Here is a 16,325-nt window from a genome sequence, read left to right as displayed (position 1 = left end):
TTGAGTATTGTGTGTGTATCTCTTGTGCCATATTCAAAATAACAATTATCATGTCAAATACAATTCAATTATTCAATAAAAACTACAATGTTTATTATCATTATCAAGATTTAACAACTATTTGGGAGCTGCAATCTTACTTATCAATAACAGATTTAAATCGATACAACCAATTAAAAGAAGATATTGCCAAAAACGGTGTTCTTGACCCGATTTTGTATTATGCCACGGCAGGCGGAATCAAGCTAGTTATTGATGGTCATATGCGGTTAAAAGCGTGTATAGAGTTGGAAATTTCAGATATTCCAACAAAAGAAATCAAAGAAGATTTTGAATCCCTTTCAGATATACAGTTCTGGATGGTTAAAAACCAATGCCAAAGAAGAAATCTTACTCCTGTGGAAAAGCTAAAATTTGCCTGTTTGCACGAAGAAACTATTGTAAAAAGAGCAAAAGAAAATCTTGCTAAGGCAGGCAGGGGCGAATACATAGATGATAAAGTTGATACTATTTTAGAAATAGCCAAGCTAGCGGGTGTTGGCAGGACTACTACGGCTAGATATAGAAGTGTAACAAGTAGTAAGTTTTATGGTATTATCAGTCAAATGCTGAACGAAAAACTAAGTATTAGTGCGGCATATAATCAAGTCCAAGACAGGTTGAAGATAAAAGAAATAAATATTGCCTCTGCAATTGAAAACAAGTTAGCATTAGAGGAAAAACAACAATTAAATATTCAACCTGAAATCCATGAACCACAATATGTATTGGATTATCATGCGGGCAGGCATCTTTTAATCACTAATCAAGTTGAGTGTTTTATTATGGCTAAAGATAAAACCAAAGTAAAAGATACAATGTCTCAAAGCCCTAGTTTGAAATATGCCGTATTTATAATTGAGGACTGACCTTATACACACAGGTATAAGGCTGAGAAAACAAAATCTTTTTACTACTACACTGCGTAACTCTGCGTACACATACCGTAAAAAGCTTGTGAATACTCCAAAAATCAATTAAAACATTTCTTATAACAAAACCTGAATGCATTGCAAAAAAGCTGTGTACAGCCCTTTTTATGCCCTTTTTATAACATTATTATGAGTGAATATTATGTCTTAATACCCAAACATCTAAATTTAGAACAAAGATTGTCTAAATTCCCGCCTGATTTTAAATTAAGCGTAGATTATTGTTATTATTTTATCTCCGACATCATTAAAGAATCATGCAATAAAGATACTGAAGAATATGGCAGCTTTGAATCAGTAATAAATCATTTTATCCACGATGCTCAGAAATTAATCAATCTATTTACAGAAATTCTAAACAGAATATAAATTATCTTTATCGGGATTTCGGGGGTGAGGGGCGGATGCTTTGGAAGCGAAATTATAAGCCAGGTGGTTGCTATGCTTATCACTTACCTAAATATTATTGGGGGGATGGTGAATTAGAAATGTATTGTATCACTGACAAAACTTTCGCCCGTAAAATCATAAAAATTAATGCACCTCAGATTGATAATACCGTTCGGAAACGCTTTGATTTTACACGAGGTTACTTTGATATGTCTCGCTTTGAATTAGACGCAGAATCAGCATTAAATGAGCTTTATATGGACTATTTGCAGACGGGAGACTATAACAAGTATCTTTTGAATGCTCAAAGAGTAGTAGATTTTAAAAATGGATGTTTTAACTTTTATAACAAGCCTGAAACGGACGGTAGATTGCATACCGCTATAACATCTTTTTCTAAATTATGTAGAAAGTATCTGAAATATGATGGTGAGAATCTGGCGGAAGTCGATTTGTCGTCCTCAATCCCATTCTTCCTGTCCTATATACTCTCTATTCCTACTATCAGCAGGGAGACTAAGGCGGGGATACTATGCACACAGCTATGCAGTCAGGATATACTCTATCATTATATGATAGTAGAATCTTTGGTAAAGCCTTCTGACAGGGAGATAGCAGATTTCAGGGAACTTGTGCTGAATAACGAACTTTATGAGTATTTTAAAGACAGTTTTATGAACTTGCCGAACTTTGAATCAAGTTTTGAAATGATGTTTAACAGGCAATTTGATGGTGATGAAGACGACCTAAGAAAATATACTAAAAATAAATTCTTAGCTATGCTTTTTGCGCATCCTAAATATTATATACAGGAACAAGCCGTATTTTACAATCATTTTCCTAAGATATATGAGCTTACCAAAAAGTTTAAAAGAGTAAAATTTGAGGGTGTTCTGCCGTCTGAAAGACATAAAAGACTTTCATATTTGCTGTTTCAATTAGAATCTTATTTTATGGTTCACACTATTGCTCGAGAGATAAACAATACTTTTAAAAGAAAGATTCCGTTTTTTACATTGCATGATTGCTTAGTGGTAAAAGAATCAGATTTAGACCAAGTTTATGAATTAATGCATGAAATATTTATCCGTGAGATTGGTTATGTTCCGAATATGACTCAAAAAATTTGGAGATAATATAAATAATAAACCCTGACTGTGTTTTATCAATCGGGGCTTATTAATTTATCGATTTAACTATACAGTTTTTTAGCTAATTTAAACTGTGACAGCACGTTATCATAATAATCGCCTAGTAGCTTGAATTCACTTCTTAGAACTGATTCATACAAATTAACTATTTCTCCAGGCATTAGATTAAAATTACTAGCAAAAAGGTCAAGTGCATATCTATTTTTATTTTCGATAGTCATGGAAATAATTAAGTAGACTTCTTTTAGAAACTTACTGCATGTATATATAATTTGCTGATTGGAGCAAACTGAAAACTGCAAATTTTCCACAGCTTTAGAATAGTAATTTTCTTTACCACCTAACAAATCAAAAAATTCATTTTTCAAAACGTTTAAATTAATGTCAATTCCTAAATAATTCCATTTTAGAAGTTGTCTGTAAAAAGTTTCATCACATTTGTCAGAATAAAAAGTTTTAAGATATTGTTCAGGATTCAATTGATTATTATAGATACTTTTGTTTTGTTTGTAGACAAATAAAGATATGTCACTGCTTATTAATCTAAATTTCTCTCTAGATGACATATAAAAATTATCGACAAAGTTTTTCATAAAATCAGAATTGTCCTGTGTCTCCATTGTGAACTTTGGATATACTTCTAATTTTTCAATCACCATATCAACCTCACAATTATCCTCCATCCATTTCAAAACACTTTCCAAAAACTCTATTCTTCTGTCATTTATATCATCTGGAAAAATATATCTCTCTATTTTTTCTAAAGTAATATTTACTGATAAAGTTGAAACTGGTGAGTTTTTTAATTCTAAAATTTCTTTTTCAACATGTTCTTTTGTTTGGTAATTGATTTTAAATTTGTGAATAAATTTAAATCCAAATTCTTTTTCTAAAAAATAAAATAAAAGGATTACACTTATATCTAATCCATATTCCTCAGTGGTGTAATTGTTAATTAATGAACTAGGAACTGTTGTAAACTGACCTTTATTATCATTAGTTAAATGATTGTATGCTTGTATAAAGTCATCTTTAAATACAGAGCGAGTAATTTCTAAAAAACCAATTCGACAATTATAATAATCATTTAATTGTGATTCTCTGAATTTTTTTTCTTCACTACCTTTTGCTCCAAAGTGGCTCATGAGAAATTCTTCAAAATTCTCAATTTTTTGTGGCAGATTTAATGATTCAAAACCAAGTTCGTTCAATGGGTTATGTGCTTCTTCCGAAATATCTTTGAATAATTTTACCGCATCATTATATATATCTAATATTTGAATGTTTTTATTAATCCCTGCCATTTTTGTAATTTCAATGAATGTATCACCGACTTTACGACCTATAAATTTCCCTTGTAGCCCTTCATCTTTTGTAATTTTTATTTTGTGCGTGGTATTATCAATATTATATTCTACCCAATTACCAATCTTAACTTCCTCAAATTTTTCAAAGAAGTCATTTATTATTAATGAATGAGTAAAATAAGTTTTTCTAGCCTTTAGGTTATTTTTGTCTTGTGCTAAATTATATAATAAGGAAAAAGCCTTCGAGACATTAATTTTATTTCTTAATAAAATAATGCAAATATTAACGCCATAAACCTCATCTTCAAAATAACTTTTAAGATTAGTAGAAATTTGTGATATTTTATAAAAGGCTTTTTTCTTTTCAAGAATTAATATAAAATGAAAAAGATATAATTCATTTTCAGGAAAATACTCATATAAAAGACTGTCTACAATTTCGAGATTATCTAAGTCATTAATATTACTATACAAATTATGTTCAATTCGCAAAAACTCTTCATCAACATAATCACTATTTTCTCTCCAAAACTTTAATAGCTCAAGAAGTTCTTTATATCTTCTTTCAGTATCATCTTTATCATATAGTTGATTTATTAAAAGATGAATATACAATCTAAGCTCATCTGTTATTTTAGTTTTATCTATGAAAGTTTCCAAATACTTGATAGCTTCTGACCTTAATCCTAATTCTTCAAAATTTCTTGCTACAAGACTTTTGCATTCAGATAATTTAAAACTTTTACTTTCAATTTCTCTCAGCTGCTGTATAACATCTTCACTTTTTTCTTCTAAAAAATTAATTTTTAAAGTAACGTCTACAAGTTTTTTAAGGTCTTCGGAGACATACTTCATTTTCATCATTTCATTATATTCTCTCTGGAACAATTCTTTATTACAATGTTTTTTCTGAATATTTAAAAATGTTGAAAAAATATTTAGGACTGCTGTATCATCTAAATTTTCCTTTAGTCCTAAATAATTCATTAGCATTTCTTCAACTTCATCATACCTTTGTAAAATAGCTAAAACAACTGACTTGTAAATGTAGTACTCTGCAATGTTCTCGTTTGCCTTTGTGTAGTATTCGTCTAAAATATTTAATGAATCTGTAAACTTTTCTTTATGATTTAAAACTTGGCACATACATACAGTAAAAGACCAATGTACTTCCGACAAGTTTTTATATTTTGTTTCTAATTGTTCAAAATCTTCATTTTTATTCTCAAGCAAATATTTCAGATAGTAATAGTAAAATTCATAAACTGATAAGGAATCAGCCAATTCTGTGGTGCTTAATGTAAAAATATATCGTTCAAGTAAGTTTAATGTATTATCTATGCTTGTATTTCTTTCTGAAATAAATGTGTTTCCTGAAATATATCTTAAAGGAAATTCTGAAAAGAATTTATCTAAAAGTAAATTTATATTTATTACCCATTTAATTTTAGTTGTATAGGTTAACTCTGTAAACTCATTAATATCAAATTTGTACTCAAGACCATATTTTTTTAAATCATCAAAGGATTTAATTCCATCAACTTTAAGTACCCTAATAATCAATGAGCTAATAAAATCATTATTATTCTTTAACGCTTTAGGTAAAATATTTGTAATTTCCGACAAATCATCTAAGAGTGTGCATTTAACATACCATGCTGAAACATTAAACTCTTCAATTTTTAGAATTTCTTCAGCTAAATTCTTCGCCTTTGTTTTTTCATCTAGATTAAGATATTCAAAACATGCTCTATCCCTAAAGCTATTATCACCTTTATTCAAATTGTACGCATTTACAAAATCCATTGCAGAATCTTCTTTTGTAAATGTTTGAATTTCTGATTTACATAAACCTTTTAAGTATAAAATTTTTGCTTTTAGAAGGTCTTTCTGGTCTATATTTTTATCAATTATTCTATTTTCTAATTCTTGTAATAGACTTAAAGCAGTTTTAGGCTTGAATTCAGAAAGTAAAGTAGAGATTTTAGTTAATTGGTCTTTATAGTCTTGAACTAAAATTTCTAATCCATTAATAAATTGAATTATTGTATCTGCATTAATATTTCCATCCCCCACTGTAACATTCCCATTAGCAGTTATATTTCCAGTCACAACATTTTTATTCATCTTTATTAATTTATTGTATTACCATCACCAACAATTGAGTTTCCTCCTGCCGATATATTTCCAGTAACCACATTTTTACTATTTGATATTGTGTTCTCTGACTTTGGAAGATTTTTAACTAATTCTTCAAAATATTTCAAATTGTCCTCATTATCTTCAATACTGTTTTCAACAATACCTTTGACAATTTCCTGTTTACTTGGGTTGGTTGGGTCGTCTTGGAGTTCTTTAAGAGCTTTTTTAGGTTCACCACTTTTATAAAATAAACCTTTAACCCAGTTTATAGCTCCTTCAGAAACTTTTTCACCTCCTGTTTCAAATGCTTTTTCAAGTCCCTTTTGCGTTAGATTTAATAGTAAAGATGTTACTAAAGCTGTTGTAATTACCATTTGTTTTATATTTAAGTTTTATAATTAAAATTCTTAACAATTTAATCCTTTTTTTAATTTCATAATTATGGAAAAACGTAATTGTATTATAAAACCTTATACACAATGGTATAAGGCTAAGGAAATATTCTATATACTATTTATTGCTCATAAATAATATAGCTAATGAATTCTTTTCTTCTGTACTTTAGATTTATAGTTTTTGCAGATTTGAAATTTTGTAGAATACAAAAATTTTATTCATTATTATATTCGTCATAACCTCCAAACTCGTGAAATTTTTCTGAGATTGCATCATAGTCGTCGGGATTAATCAAATTAAAATATTCTTCTGGACTATATGTTGTCTTACGAGTATAGTGATTTGATAGGTTTGCTGCCGTCAAAGCATTGTAACCATTTATTTTAAGTTCACAAGCAATGCAATGAAAACTTGTAGGAAGAATTGATTGCCTTACAATAATCTCATCAATCTGTGTTTCAACATTTTCTTTACCGTATGGTTCACCAATTACTGTTGCTAAACTGCCACAAGCAGGACAGTCTACTCTATGATGTCCTCTATAAGCTAATTTTTCACTGTTTTTTTCAGATTCTTCAGCAAGCTTTTTCTTGTCTTTTTCATCTTTATTTTCAAAGACTTTTTTATAAGATGCAATTAAACTATTTGTTTTTCCAATAACTTCTTCTTCAACTTCAGATAAAATCATATTTGCTTCTTTTTCAACTTCATCACCAAGTAAAGAATTTAAAGATTCTCCTTGAAATTCGCTCAATATTTTACAACATTTATAAAAGCCCGCAATCCATTGCGAAGTCGGATAATCATCAAACGCAGCACTCCCTGTGTGCAATTCTTCATTACGCTGATTAATTATTGCTGAACAAATTTTAAAATGCTCTTGTGTAAAAGAAGTTATTAAAGTTTGACATAAAGACAGTACCTGTACTGTTATTAAAGATTTCTTTTTACTTTTAGTTGAGCCCAAGTTGAGGGCATGCAAAAGATTTTGATGAGATGGGTCAGGGTCAGCTAGTAATGTTGGGCTTATATGAGCAACAGCTGAACGAGCAAGTAGTTCAAGTCCCATTGCACACCATAACCCAAAAAATGGACTTTCTTTATCTTCATCAAAGCCTTTTTCAAAAAAAAGTTTAGACTTTACAAATAATGGTTCTCTTTCCCAACTCATATTTATCTATGTTTAATATAAATTCTTTTTAAGGTTCTAGTTTTTTCATTTTTAAGAGATTCTCTACCATGTAGAGTTCTCCAATTATCAAATATAAAAATTTTAGATTTATCCCATAGTACTTTGTTAATAGTGAGTTCGTTTAGTTTTTCATCAATTATATTTAAGGAAATTTTAGCACTTTTGTTTACTGGCTTCATGCAATTTCTGTCAAACCGAAGAAATGTATTATTCTCATATGTGTTTATCAAAGATGTATAGAAATTTTTATTAGCTGTTTTTATTAAAAAAATAGATTTTTTTAAATTAAGTAATTCAGATTCTGTAACTATTTTGCAAATTTCATCATAAGTCACAAATGTAGTTGCGGTTTCGCTAGTACCTTCACAACTCATTAATACATATCTTGTTGGTAAATTCCAAAAAGCAGTATCTGTATGTAAGGGAAACTTTTGATATTCAAAATTATGGCTAAAAGTATTAATTTTTGCTTCTGTTTTAACTTTAGGTACCAAATAGTCAATTAATTTACCATTTGGATGATTGATTACGTCCCCTATTCTTTTTGAAATATCTATTAAATATTCGTCACTATTTACTGAACAAAATTCTATCCAGCCTTTTAAAGTTAGTTCATTTAATTGTTCTTTATTAATCATTTACGTTTGATATTTAAACAAAAGGTAAAAAATAACCTTAGTTCACATTTGGAGGAGACAATGTTACTTATTTCTAATTTTTTCTAAACTCAAATAAAATATTGCTAGTTCACTGGATGCTGAAACGGCGAGCTTTATATAAATGACATCCAAATTCTTAAATTCAGGCAGGTGTCCGTGTCCAGTTCCATAAGAATTGCGTAACTCAGATATTCCGTGAACGATATTTGAAAAACCACTCAAAATTTTTGCAATTGATAATTTAGCTAGCTCAGCGTTTTCAACTTGAAATGGCATTAAATCAATTTGTTTATTGGTTTCCTTTACTAATTTTCCGATATCCCAATCTTTATTAATTTCTATCTTGGCTTTATTCAATATGTGTTTACAGCAAGTTTCTATGAGTTCCTTGGAAATTCCTAAAGATAGATGAGGATTATTTTCTATTGAATTATTCATAAGCCTTATTTGCCTATCTACATACTCTTGGGTAAGTAATTGTGTAATCTCAACAGCTTTTTTTTCGGATTGTTTTTGGTGTTCATTTTTTAGGTATGCTCTCCAGCAAATTTCCCTTACATAGATTCCATCCGATAGCCCTGCTTCAGTAATTGCTGATTCGATTGCCGCTACTTCTTGGGAATAGTCATTGATTCTGCGATGAATTTTCAGCGGTACATTTACAGTTACTTCGTACATATAAGTCTCAACATCACTATCCATTGAAAATAAAGTATCAATGTACATCTGGTCGATTTCACAATTCTCTAAAAAATTGGCAGCTTTTTCTTCTTCGGATTCAATTAGCCAATCATAAATATGTCCCTTCAATCCATCCATTTATTTTTCTTACTATCTTTCTTGTTATAACTAAATTTAAGTTTTTACTTTGACAATTCAGAATTAAAATTACTTTTGTTCAATTTAGAGAATGTATTATAATTCAAACGAATTCTATATTACAATGATTGGCTTCAGCTTAATATTGTGTTAAAACCAATCATTTTTTACATTTCTGTTGTCCTTAGATACTTCAAATAAAATTTTTAATTTACCTTCTTACATTTCCTCTTATAGAATCTATTAATACTAGTTCTTTTCCTTTGATTTTGTATATATACTCTGGATACATTGCATCATTTATTACAAAGTCCTTTACAACAAACTTATCTAAATCTCTTTGAATATATTTCTTTACAAGATTTTTTCCAATTCTGGTATTATCTATAATGTATGTAGCTTTTAAATTTTCATCTTTATAGATGCCATAGGGGTTCTTCTCTTCAAGATTAACTCCAATCGGGCTAAGTGAAACAGATAGAGTGCTATCCTGATAAAAATAAACTTCATAAACATATATTGAATTTTCAGGAGCATCTTTAAAAGGATTTTTTTTCTGATAATCTATTAGAACGTTGTATAAATTATCATTTAAATCTGTATTGTTTTTTTTCTCTTCACATGATGTAAACAAGATAAAAATAAAAGCTAAAATTATTGTAATTCTCATTATTGTAAATCTTTACTATTGTTAATTTTTCTGATTAGTTTAATCCCTTGAGGAGTAATATTGTAAAGATTCCCTGAGTTAGGGAAATAAGTTTGATATTTGTAATTTAGTGGCTTACCCATACCATTTCCATTACGTACATTATAATAATCTCCAGATATTTTAGTCCTACCATTTTGTGATTTATAGCCCATTGAATTTATTTCTGTAAAACTACTGTCATAAGTATCCTTGCTAGGATGATTATGTGTCAGCTTTCTTTCACTTCCTTCTGCTACACCAATTTGGCTCATACCTGGTGACCTTTCATCTGAATTATATGTTTGTAGAGATATAAACCTCTTATCCTTTATATTAAAGTCAGTCAATGAAAATTCAACTTTAGAATTCTTAGCTGAAAAATCAAACAGACTTGTCATATCACTCTCTGTAGATGCAGTATGTTCTTTTATAGCCTGATGATAAGCTGGATAACTGTCTGATGTATTACCATCTCTATAATATTGTAGTTGTCCAACTATTCCTTTTTGAACAGTAACACTTTTACTTTTATCTACATTACCCTTGCTATCTGATGCAAATAATGTGTCAGTTTTATCATCAGTCTTTTCTATAAGCTTTACTTGTCCATTTTGGAGCAGCTGGAAATTATCAAGAACACCTCTTCCATCAGGGTCAATATTTTTTATTGGGTTATTCATAACCATATTATAAGGAGACCAACTCGAATACTCTTCACTTAAAGGGTCAGGAGAAAACCATCTCCCTGCTGTATCCAAATAAGGTTGTGCATCAGGGTCACTTAAATCTATTTCTCTGAACTCTGTAATCTCTTTGGTTTTTCTGTTGTACTTTACTGAACCGATATTAACTACTGTATCCATGTCATGAAATTCTAAGTATTTTCCTTTACTCAACGTAGCAATCTTAGGATAATAGCCACGGTCTTTAAAAGGATTCCCAATAGCAATATTTTTTCTTCTTCTTTCAGCTTCTTCAGGAGTAATGGAATCTCTGGTCTTTAGAACCTCATCCATATAAGGTCTGTTTCTTTCTTCTTTAGTCAGTTTTACAGGATTTACCCATTCCTTTTTTGTCTTTGTCTTTAATTGAGTTTTCTTGACCTGAGCTTGTGTAATTCCAGTGAGAAGAACAAAACCAGTCAGTACAATTCTTTTCATAGTCATTTGTTATTTTGTAAAGTTATTCATTAATTTTTTATTCTCATATTTATCTCTCTCAGTTCTCAGAGAAACAAGCCAGTCTAAATACATTTCCTCTGGCATTTGTCTATATCCGATATCATAAATATGTCCGTACTCCATTGTCATTAGCTCCATAAGCTCCTTAGCCTTTGGGTCTTGTTGGGCTTTTTTAATGTTTTCAGGATTAGTGGAACTCAAATTTTGTTTATCCATCAACTTTTCAAACTGCTGTTTATGAGTTTCAGCCCTAAGGATAAGAGCCTTTGCAAAGTTTGGATAAATCTCTATTGCCCTGTTTACAACTTTTAATACAAACTCACCATCATTGCCAGGGAAATTCCTGTTATAAGCCTGTGCTAAATCAAATAAGCACAATGCTAAACTTTCCTTATCGTTCAAAGCCTTCATAAACACACCGTTTTTAATGGCATCCAAATGGATATATCCCGAAGCCATCAACCATGAATCCTGAGGAAACATTCCACTGGTAAGCTCTGTATTATACCAGCCATCAGATTTAATTTGATGTTTGATGTACACATGGTTAGGGGCTAAGGCTAAATTGGCTGTTTCCCCTAATTCTTCTGCCAAAATCTTGTACAGGTAAGGCATGGAATTACAGTTCCCTTTTTTGGTAGTTAATAATTTAGATACAAATAAGTTGGTAATATCATTATGCCCAAAAACATCCTTAAAATCATAATTAAAAGGCTTATACTGTATTACGGTATCTTTTACAGCAATAGGCAAAGTCTGGCACATAATAGAGTATATTGCTGCATATTTACTTACTTTGTCTTTATCAGACTGTTTGTAATTTAAATCCCTGTTGGCTACAATAGCTTTGGCAAATTTTGTTAAAAACCTGATTTCATTATTGAGCTGTACAGTGTCTAACTTCCCTTGAAAATAAGCATTCTCTACACTGAATACAGCATCTTTAAAGCTATATTTTTGTTTATCATTCAGCATATTATCAATAGTCTGATAAGCATCATTGTAAAACTGGTTATTCTGGGCTTTAACTGTTCCTGAACTTAGCCATACCAACACTAAGGATATGATAGATATGGTTTTATGAGATAAATATTTTTTCATTATTGTTATAAATGTTTCGGGTCTATTGGGAAATACTGGGCTTTCTCGTTAGACTGCTGAGATTCTTTTTTCTTTTGTTCCTGAGCTTTTCTCAAAGCTTCCTGTTGTTTCTGCTTTTGCTTTTCAGCATTAATTTGTCTCATTCTTTCAGCAAGAGCTTCACTTTTCTGCCTGTTGGCTTCACCTTTCATCTTCCCCAGCCACTCTTCATAAGCCCCTTCAGGCATCGGGACATAGCCTAAATTGTCAATATTATTGAACTGGGCTTTTGTCTCCTGTAGTAGTGCCAATGCTCTCGGATAAAATCTGATATTTTGTAGTTCCTCAGGATTTTCAAGATTTTTAATGCCTAATTGCCCTGCGACATACTCCAGTTTAGCTTGCTGAAAAGTTGATTTTAGCAGGTTTGCATATATATTTTTTGGTGAGTATTCTAGTGCTCTATCCAAAGTTTTTCCTACAAACTCATCCATTCCATATTTATGAGCATAACCATTGGCTAAATCTGCATAAAATTGTGCTAATAACTCTTTTTTATCTTGCTCCTTCATATAAATATCATTCTGCAAAGCTTCTGATTTTATATAACCTGATTCAAGAATAATAGAACTTGTAGTAAATATCCCATTGGTAAGCTCTGCATTTTGCCATTCCCCCTCTTCATCCTTAAATTTGACATAAGTATGGTTGGGAGCAAAGGCTAAGTGAGCTTCTGCATTCATTTCTTCTGCCAGCATCAAATAATACAAAGGCATGGAATGACATTGCCCAGAGCCTGTTTTAAGGAGTTTGGAAACAAACATCTTATTCCAATCCTTTGCACCCATATAATCCTCAAAATCATATTTGATAGCTTTATGCTGAACTCCTCCCAACTTCATGCCTTTAGATAGGTACTCAAAAATCATGAGGTTTTTATCTGTATTGCTTTCAGTATCCTGCTTTCTCTCTTTCATTTTCTGTAAGAGCTGTTTTGCTGTTTTCTGAATTCCAGATTTAAACTGATTATAATTTTGTTTATTCCCATAATAGGCATTCTCCACAATAAAATTGGCTTCACTTATAGAATAATTGTCAGTATTGAGTGAGCCTAATTGATTGTAAGCATCATAATAGGATTGTGTGCCTGCTTTTCCTGAAAATGAAGGCAGGTTATAATAAGAATCTTCTAAGGCTTGTTGGTTGTAATAATTCTCCTGTTTATTTCTGAGTTCCTGTTCCTGAGCCACTTTCCTAAAGTCTTCTTCCATCATTTTTGCATTCTGTTGCTGAATCTGTGAGCTTCTGGAATTGTACAACCCACCATGAGGAACAGAGGGAATAACAGACCTTGCTGGACTTCCATAATTTGGATTTGAAAAGTTACCCAAACTACTAGGGGTAGGGGCTTGGGAAGTAGGAAAGTTAGGAATCTGGGAAAATCCTAATGTCCCTGTAAATAAAAATATGGCACGAAAATAAACTTTTAACATTATATATTGTGGTTAATAACAAAAATAAGTCTTTTTAAACCCACTTCATAGTGATTCTCTAAAGTTTTATTTTTGCTAAATTAAATCGATAAAACGTCAAAACTTGACGTGTTTTTTCCCAATTTTCCCGATGTTGGTTTTAGATGATTAAGCATTGTCATCTACCTATCTATTTCCTGACGGAGTTATATAATAAGTATAGTTTTCTCCGATTGCTAAACTGCCCTGAAAAAACTCAACATATTTTAAATCCTCTTGGATGAAAACACCTCCCCAGTTTGATGAGTATTCATAACCTTTTTTACGGTCATTATATACCTTGTTTTTTAAATCTCTATAAGAAAGCTCCCCATCAGCTTTTTTAAACATAATTTGATTATCATTTATAATTACATAGGAATCACTTTTTATAGTTTCGTCTTTTATGCGCTTATTATTATGGTCAAAAATAGCAATATTATAAACAGGTAAGGTTTTACCATAATTAGATTTTATTTTACTATCATTACTGTAATCATTTGAAGAATTGTTTTGATAACTACTACTGTTATTACTACTGGAACTGACATTAGTAGAAGCTGTTACATTTTTGATAATGGTATTTGCAGAATCATATAGCCATTGTATAACACGATTAGTTTCATTGGCTGATGAATAATTAATCCTTGTTCGATTTACTTCATTAACGCAGCTTTTTTGGAAAGTATCATGTATAAGTTGCCTTTGTTCGTCCGTTACATTTAAATTATTGATTTGATTAGAGATTGAATTTACGGTACTTTGAACTTGCTGAACATTATTGTCATATCTATTTTGCTTTGCTATCATTGCATTTCCTAATCCTGAAATGCTTAATTGTTGTGGGTCACGATATTGTGTGGGTTGTCTGGTATTACTTGAAATGTTTGAGCCGTCAACATTGTACATCTCCCATTGTTTAGCTAAGCTGTTATACTTTTCATAGCTAATCATATTCCCGTTTGGGTCAAAGTACTCATATCTATCATAAAATGAATTGTACTTTTTAGTAACTGATTGAGAAAAACAAAAAGTTCCGATTAATAAAGATGCGGAAAGAATAAACTTTTTCATAAGCGATTTATTATATCACTCAGCCCCTAAAGTGAAAGGTTTGTAAATGCAAAAAGCGTGGGACTAAAGCCTACGCCCTTAAAGTACCGCCAAGCACTTATCCGACACAGCAATAGCCCACGCAGAGCGTGAGCGATATGCTTTACTTGTCGGATTTCTCTTGAAATTGGCGGTTTCTAAGGACTAGTAAAAGCTAACGCTTTATATTTTTTCGATAAAATTCTAGCTACAAAAGTATAAAATTTTACGAATCTTTTGGCTTTGCTTCAAAAACCTGTGAAAATTTTTTCAGCATTAAAGATTTTTATCTACGTTTTAGGTGTGGTAAGTAATCTCTATGTTTTTGTCGAGGATGAAAAATCGATGTTTTAAAATAGGTGTGATTTTGTCAATACTTTGTATGACTATTTACACCAAAATGATTAATTGCTTCCCTCCACAATGGTAAAATAGATGAGTATTATAAGTGGGGTTACTGTCAGACAACATTATATTTACCCCACCCGTCAAATTTTTACTGTAAAAAGCCCCCATGCCGAGTTTCAAAATTTTTACATAGGTATCGGGACAAGGGGTACTATCCGCAATATTGGGTACGGATCGATACCTTTTTTCCAACCGCCCCCTACCAACGATTTTAGGTTTTTGACGGCAGTTTTTTGTTTTGTTTCGCTCGGAGTGATTAAAAAGTTTTTAACTAACCTGAAAAAGTATTGATTTTTTGAGTAAAAGCACCTGAAATACTTGTGTTTATGGGCTTTTTGTTGTATATTTATACATCTTTACAAGCTACTTTTAGCCTTGTGTCTTTGTGTACAAGGTTCAATATAAAAACAAAAATGCCTAGAAGTATTGGCGTACTTGCTAGGCGCATCAATAAATTTTAACTCTAACTTAAAATTACTGACATGACAAATTTACAAAATTGTCTTGATACTGCTAGTATCTATGTTTCAACGTACGCTAAGTACAACAATTCAAGCCTTTACGGTAAATGGTTAAATCTTTCGGACTATTCCGACTATGACGAACTACTTACGGCAATGTATGAACTTCATTCTGATGAATTTGAGCCAGAATTCATGCTCCAAGATTATGAGGGTTGTTCGTTATTTGAGAAACTAGGATTGATTAGTGAGTGTCATCTATCGCCCGAGATTTACGAAATAGCCGAGCAAATAAATGATTCGGAGTATGATTCAGAAGTATTTGAAGCGGTTTTGGATAACTTTATGGGCATTAATTTTCAAAGTGCCTATGAATACATAAATAATTTCTATTACGGTGAATTTGCAAATGATATTGAGTTCGTGGAATATTTATATGAAAATGATATACCATTCAATTTGCCTAGCTTTGTCTGCATTGATTGGGAAACTACGGCACGTAACATAATGTATGATTATTTTGAATCGAACGGACATTATTTTAAATCCTAAAAATTATTCCATACATTTGTTATCACAGATATAATTTATCTGTTTTAGTATTCAGATAGGTTTAATCAAATTCAGGCAGATTAAAAAAAGAATATTTCTGAAATTTGGGCACAATTTTGGGCACAAAAACAAAAAAGAGAAAATGCAATTATCTTATTTTCAATAATATACAAATTCTCTTTTAATTAAAAAGTGACCGCAGAAGGATTCGAACCCTCACTGTCGGAGCCGAAATCCGAAGTTCTATCCATTAAACTATGCAGCCATATTCATCAGTAATGAATGATAAGTAATGAGTAATGCTTGATTACCTATCATTTAT

General features: G+C 30.9%; 13 protein-coding genes and 1 tRNA gene. 3 read left to right on the top strand and 11 right to left on the bottom strand.

Annotation, left to right across the window (positions count from 1 at the left end):
• The first annotated feature begins 50 nt into the window (after positions 1–50).
• Complete coding sequence (locus FFS26_RS19145; protein ID WP_137905829.1) at positions 51–908, top strand: ParB/RepB/Spo0J family partition protein; 858 nt, start codon at positions 51–53, stop codon at positions 906–908.
• Positions 909–1,375: 467 nt separating this feature from the next.
• A complete protein-coding gene (locus tag FFS26_RS19140) occupies positions 1,376–2,497 on the top strand; it encodes a hypothetical protein (protein WP_137905828.1) in 1,122 nt (373 codons plus the stop codon).
• Between the two features lie 56 nt (positions 2,498–2,553).
• Here the strand turns inward: FFS26_RS19140 and FFS26_RS19135 are convergent, their stop codons facing one another.
• The 10 genes from FFS26_RS19135 to FFS26_RS19090 form a co-directional block, all read right to left on the bottom strand.
• Positions 2,554–5,946, bottom strand: coding sequence for a hypothetical protein (locus tag FFS26_RS19135; protein ID WP_137905827.1), 3,393 nt, complete (start codon positions 5,944–5,946; stop codon positions 2,554–2,556).
• A gap of 5 nt (positions 5,947–5,951) precedes the next feature.
• Positions 5,952–6,335, bottom strand: a complete 384-nt coding sequence (locus FFS26_RS19130; RefSeq protein ID WP_137905826.1) for a hypothetical protein — start codon at positions 6,333–6,335, stop codon at positions 5,952–5,954.
• A gap of 236 nt (positions 6,336–6,571) precedes the next feature.
• On the bottom strand, positions 6,572–7,528 hold the full coding sequence (locus FFS26_RS19125; RefSeq protein WP_137905825.1) for a hypothetical protein: 957 nt from the start codon (positions 7,526–7,528) through the stop codon (positions 6,572–6,574).
• Positions 7,529–7,530: 2 nt separating this feature from the next.
• Positions 7,531–8,187 carry a TauD/TfdA family dioxygenase gene (locus FFS26_RS19120; protein ID WP_137905824.1) on the bottom strand — a complete coding sequence of 219 codons (657 nt, stop codon included), beginning with the start codon at positions 8,185–8,187 and terminating at the stop codon, positions 7,531–7,533.
• A 63-nt stretch (positions 8,188–8,250) separates the two neighbouring features.
• Positions 8,251–9,027 carry an abortive infection family protein gene (locus tag FFS26_RS19115; protein ID WP_137905823.1) on the bottom strand — a complete coding sequence of 259 codons (777 nt, stop codon included), beginning with the start codon at positions 9,025–9,027 and terminating at the stop codon, positions 8,251–8,253.
• Between the two features lie 211 nt (positions 9,028–9,238).
• Positions 9,239–9,697: a hypothetical protein gene (locus FFS26_RS19110; protein ID WP_137905822.1), complete on the bottom strand. Its 459-nt coding sequence runs from the start codon at positions 9,695–9,697 to the stop codon at positions 9,239–9,241.
• Complete coding sequence (locus tag FFS26_RS22620; protein WP_171006351.1) at positions 9,697–10,878, bottom strand: RHS repeat-associated core domain-containing protein; 1,182 nt, start codon at positions 10,876–10,878, stop codon at positions 9,697–9,699. The genes FFS26_RS19110 and FFS26_RS22620 overlap by 1 nt, the downstream gene beginning before the upstream one ends.
• 9 nt (positions 10,879–10,887) lie before the next feature.
• Positions 10,888–12,000, bottom strand: a complete 1,113-nt coding sequence (locus tag FFS26_RS19100) for a hypothetical protein (protein ID WP_137905821.1) — start codon at positions 11,998–12,000, stop codon at positions 10,888–10,890.
• A gap of 5 nt (positions 12,001–12,005) precedes the next feature.
• Entirely contained in the window at positions 12,006–13,472 is a 1,467-nt protein-coding gene (locus tag FFS26_RS19095) for a hypothetical protein (RefSeq protein WP_137905820.1), read from the bottom strand.
• A 165-nt stretch (positions 13,473–13,637) separates the two neighbouring features.
• Entirely contained in the window at positions 13,638–14,564 is a 927-nt protein-coding gene (locus FFS26_RS19090; protein WP_137905819.1) for a hypothetical protein, read from the bottom strand.
• A gap of 908 nt (positions 14,565–15,472) precedes the next feature.
• On the opposite strand from FFS26_RS19090, the gene FFS26_RS19085 reads away from it, so the two are divergent.
• The gene (locus tag FFS26_RS19085; protein WP_137905818.1) at positions 15,473–16,003 is read left to right on the top strand and encodes an antirestriction protein ArdA; all 531 of its coding nucleotides are present in this window, start codon (positions 15,473–15,475) and stop codon (positions 16,001–16,003) included.
• Positions 16,004–16,196: 193 nt separating this feature from the next.
• On the opposite strand, the gene FFS26_RS19080 is transcribed toward FFS26_RS19085, so the two are convergent.
• A tRNA-Arg gene (locus tag FFS26_RS19080) sits at positions 16,197–16,268 on the bottom strand.
• Positions 16,269–16,325: the final 57 nt, after the last annotated feature.

The sequence above is a fragment of the Chryseobacterium sp. 2VB genome (assembly GCF_005503635.1).
In the GTDB taxonomy this organism is placed as follows: Bacteria; Bacteroidota; Bacteroidia; order Flavobacteriales; family Weeksellaceae; genus Chryseobacterium; species Chryseobacterium cupriresistens.
The sequence above is the reverse complement of the archived record's forward strand: the minus strand, read 5'-3'. Positions and strand labels throughout refer to the sequence as shown.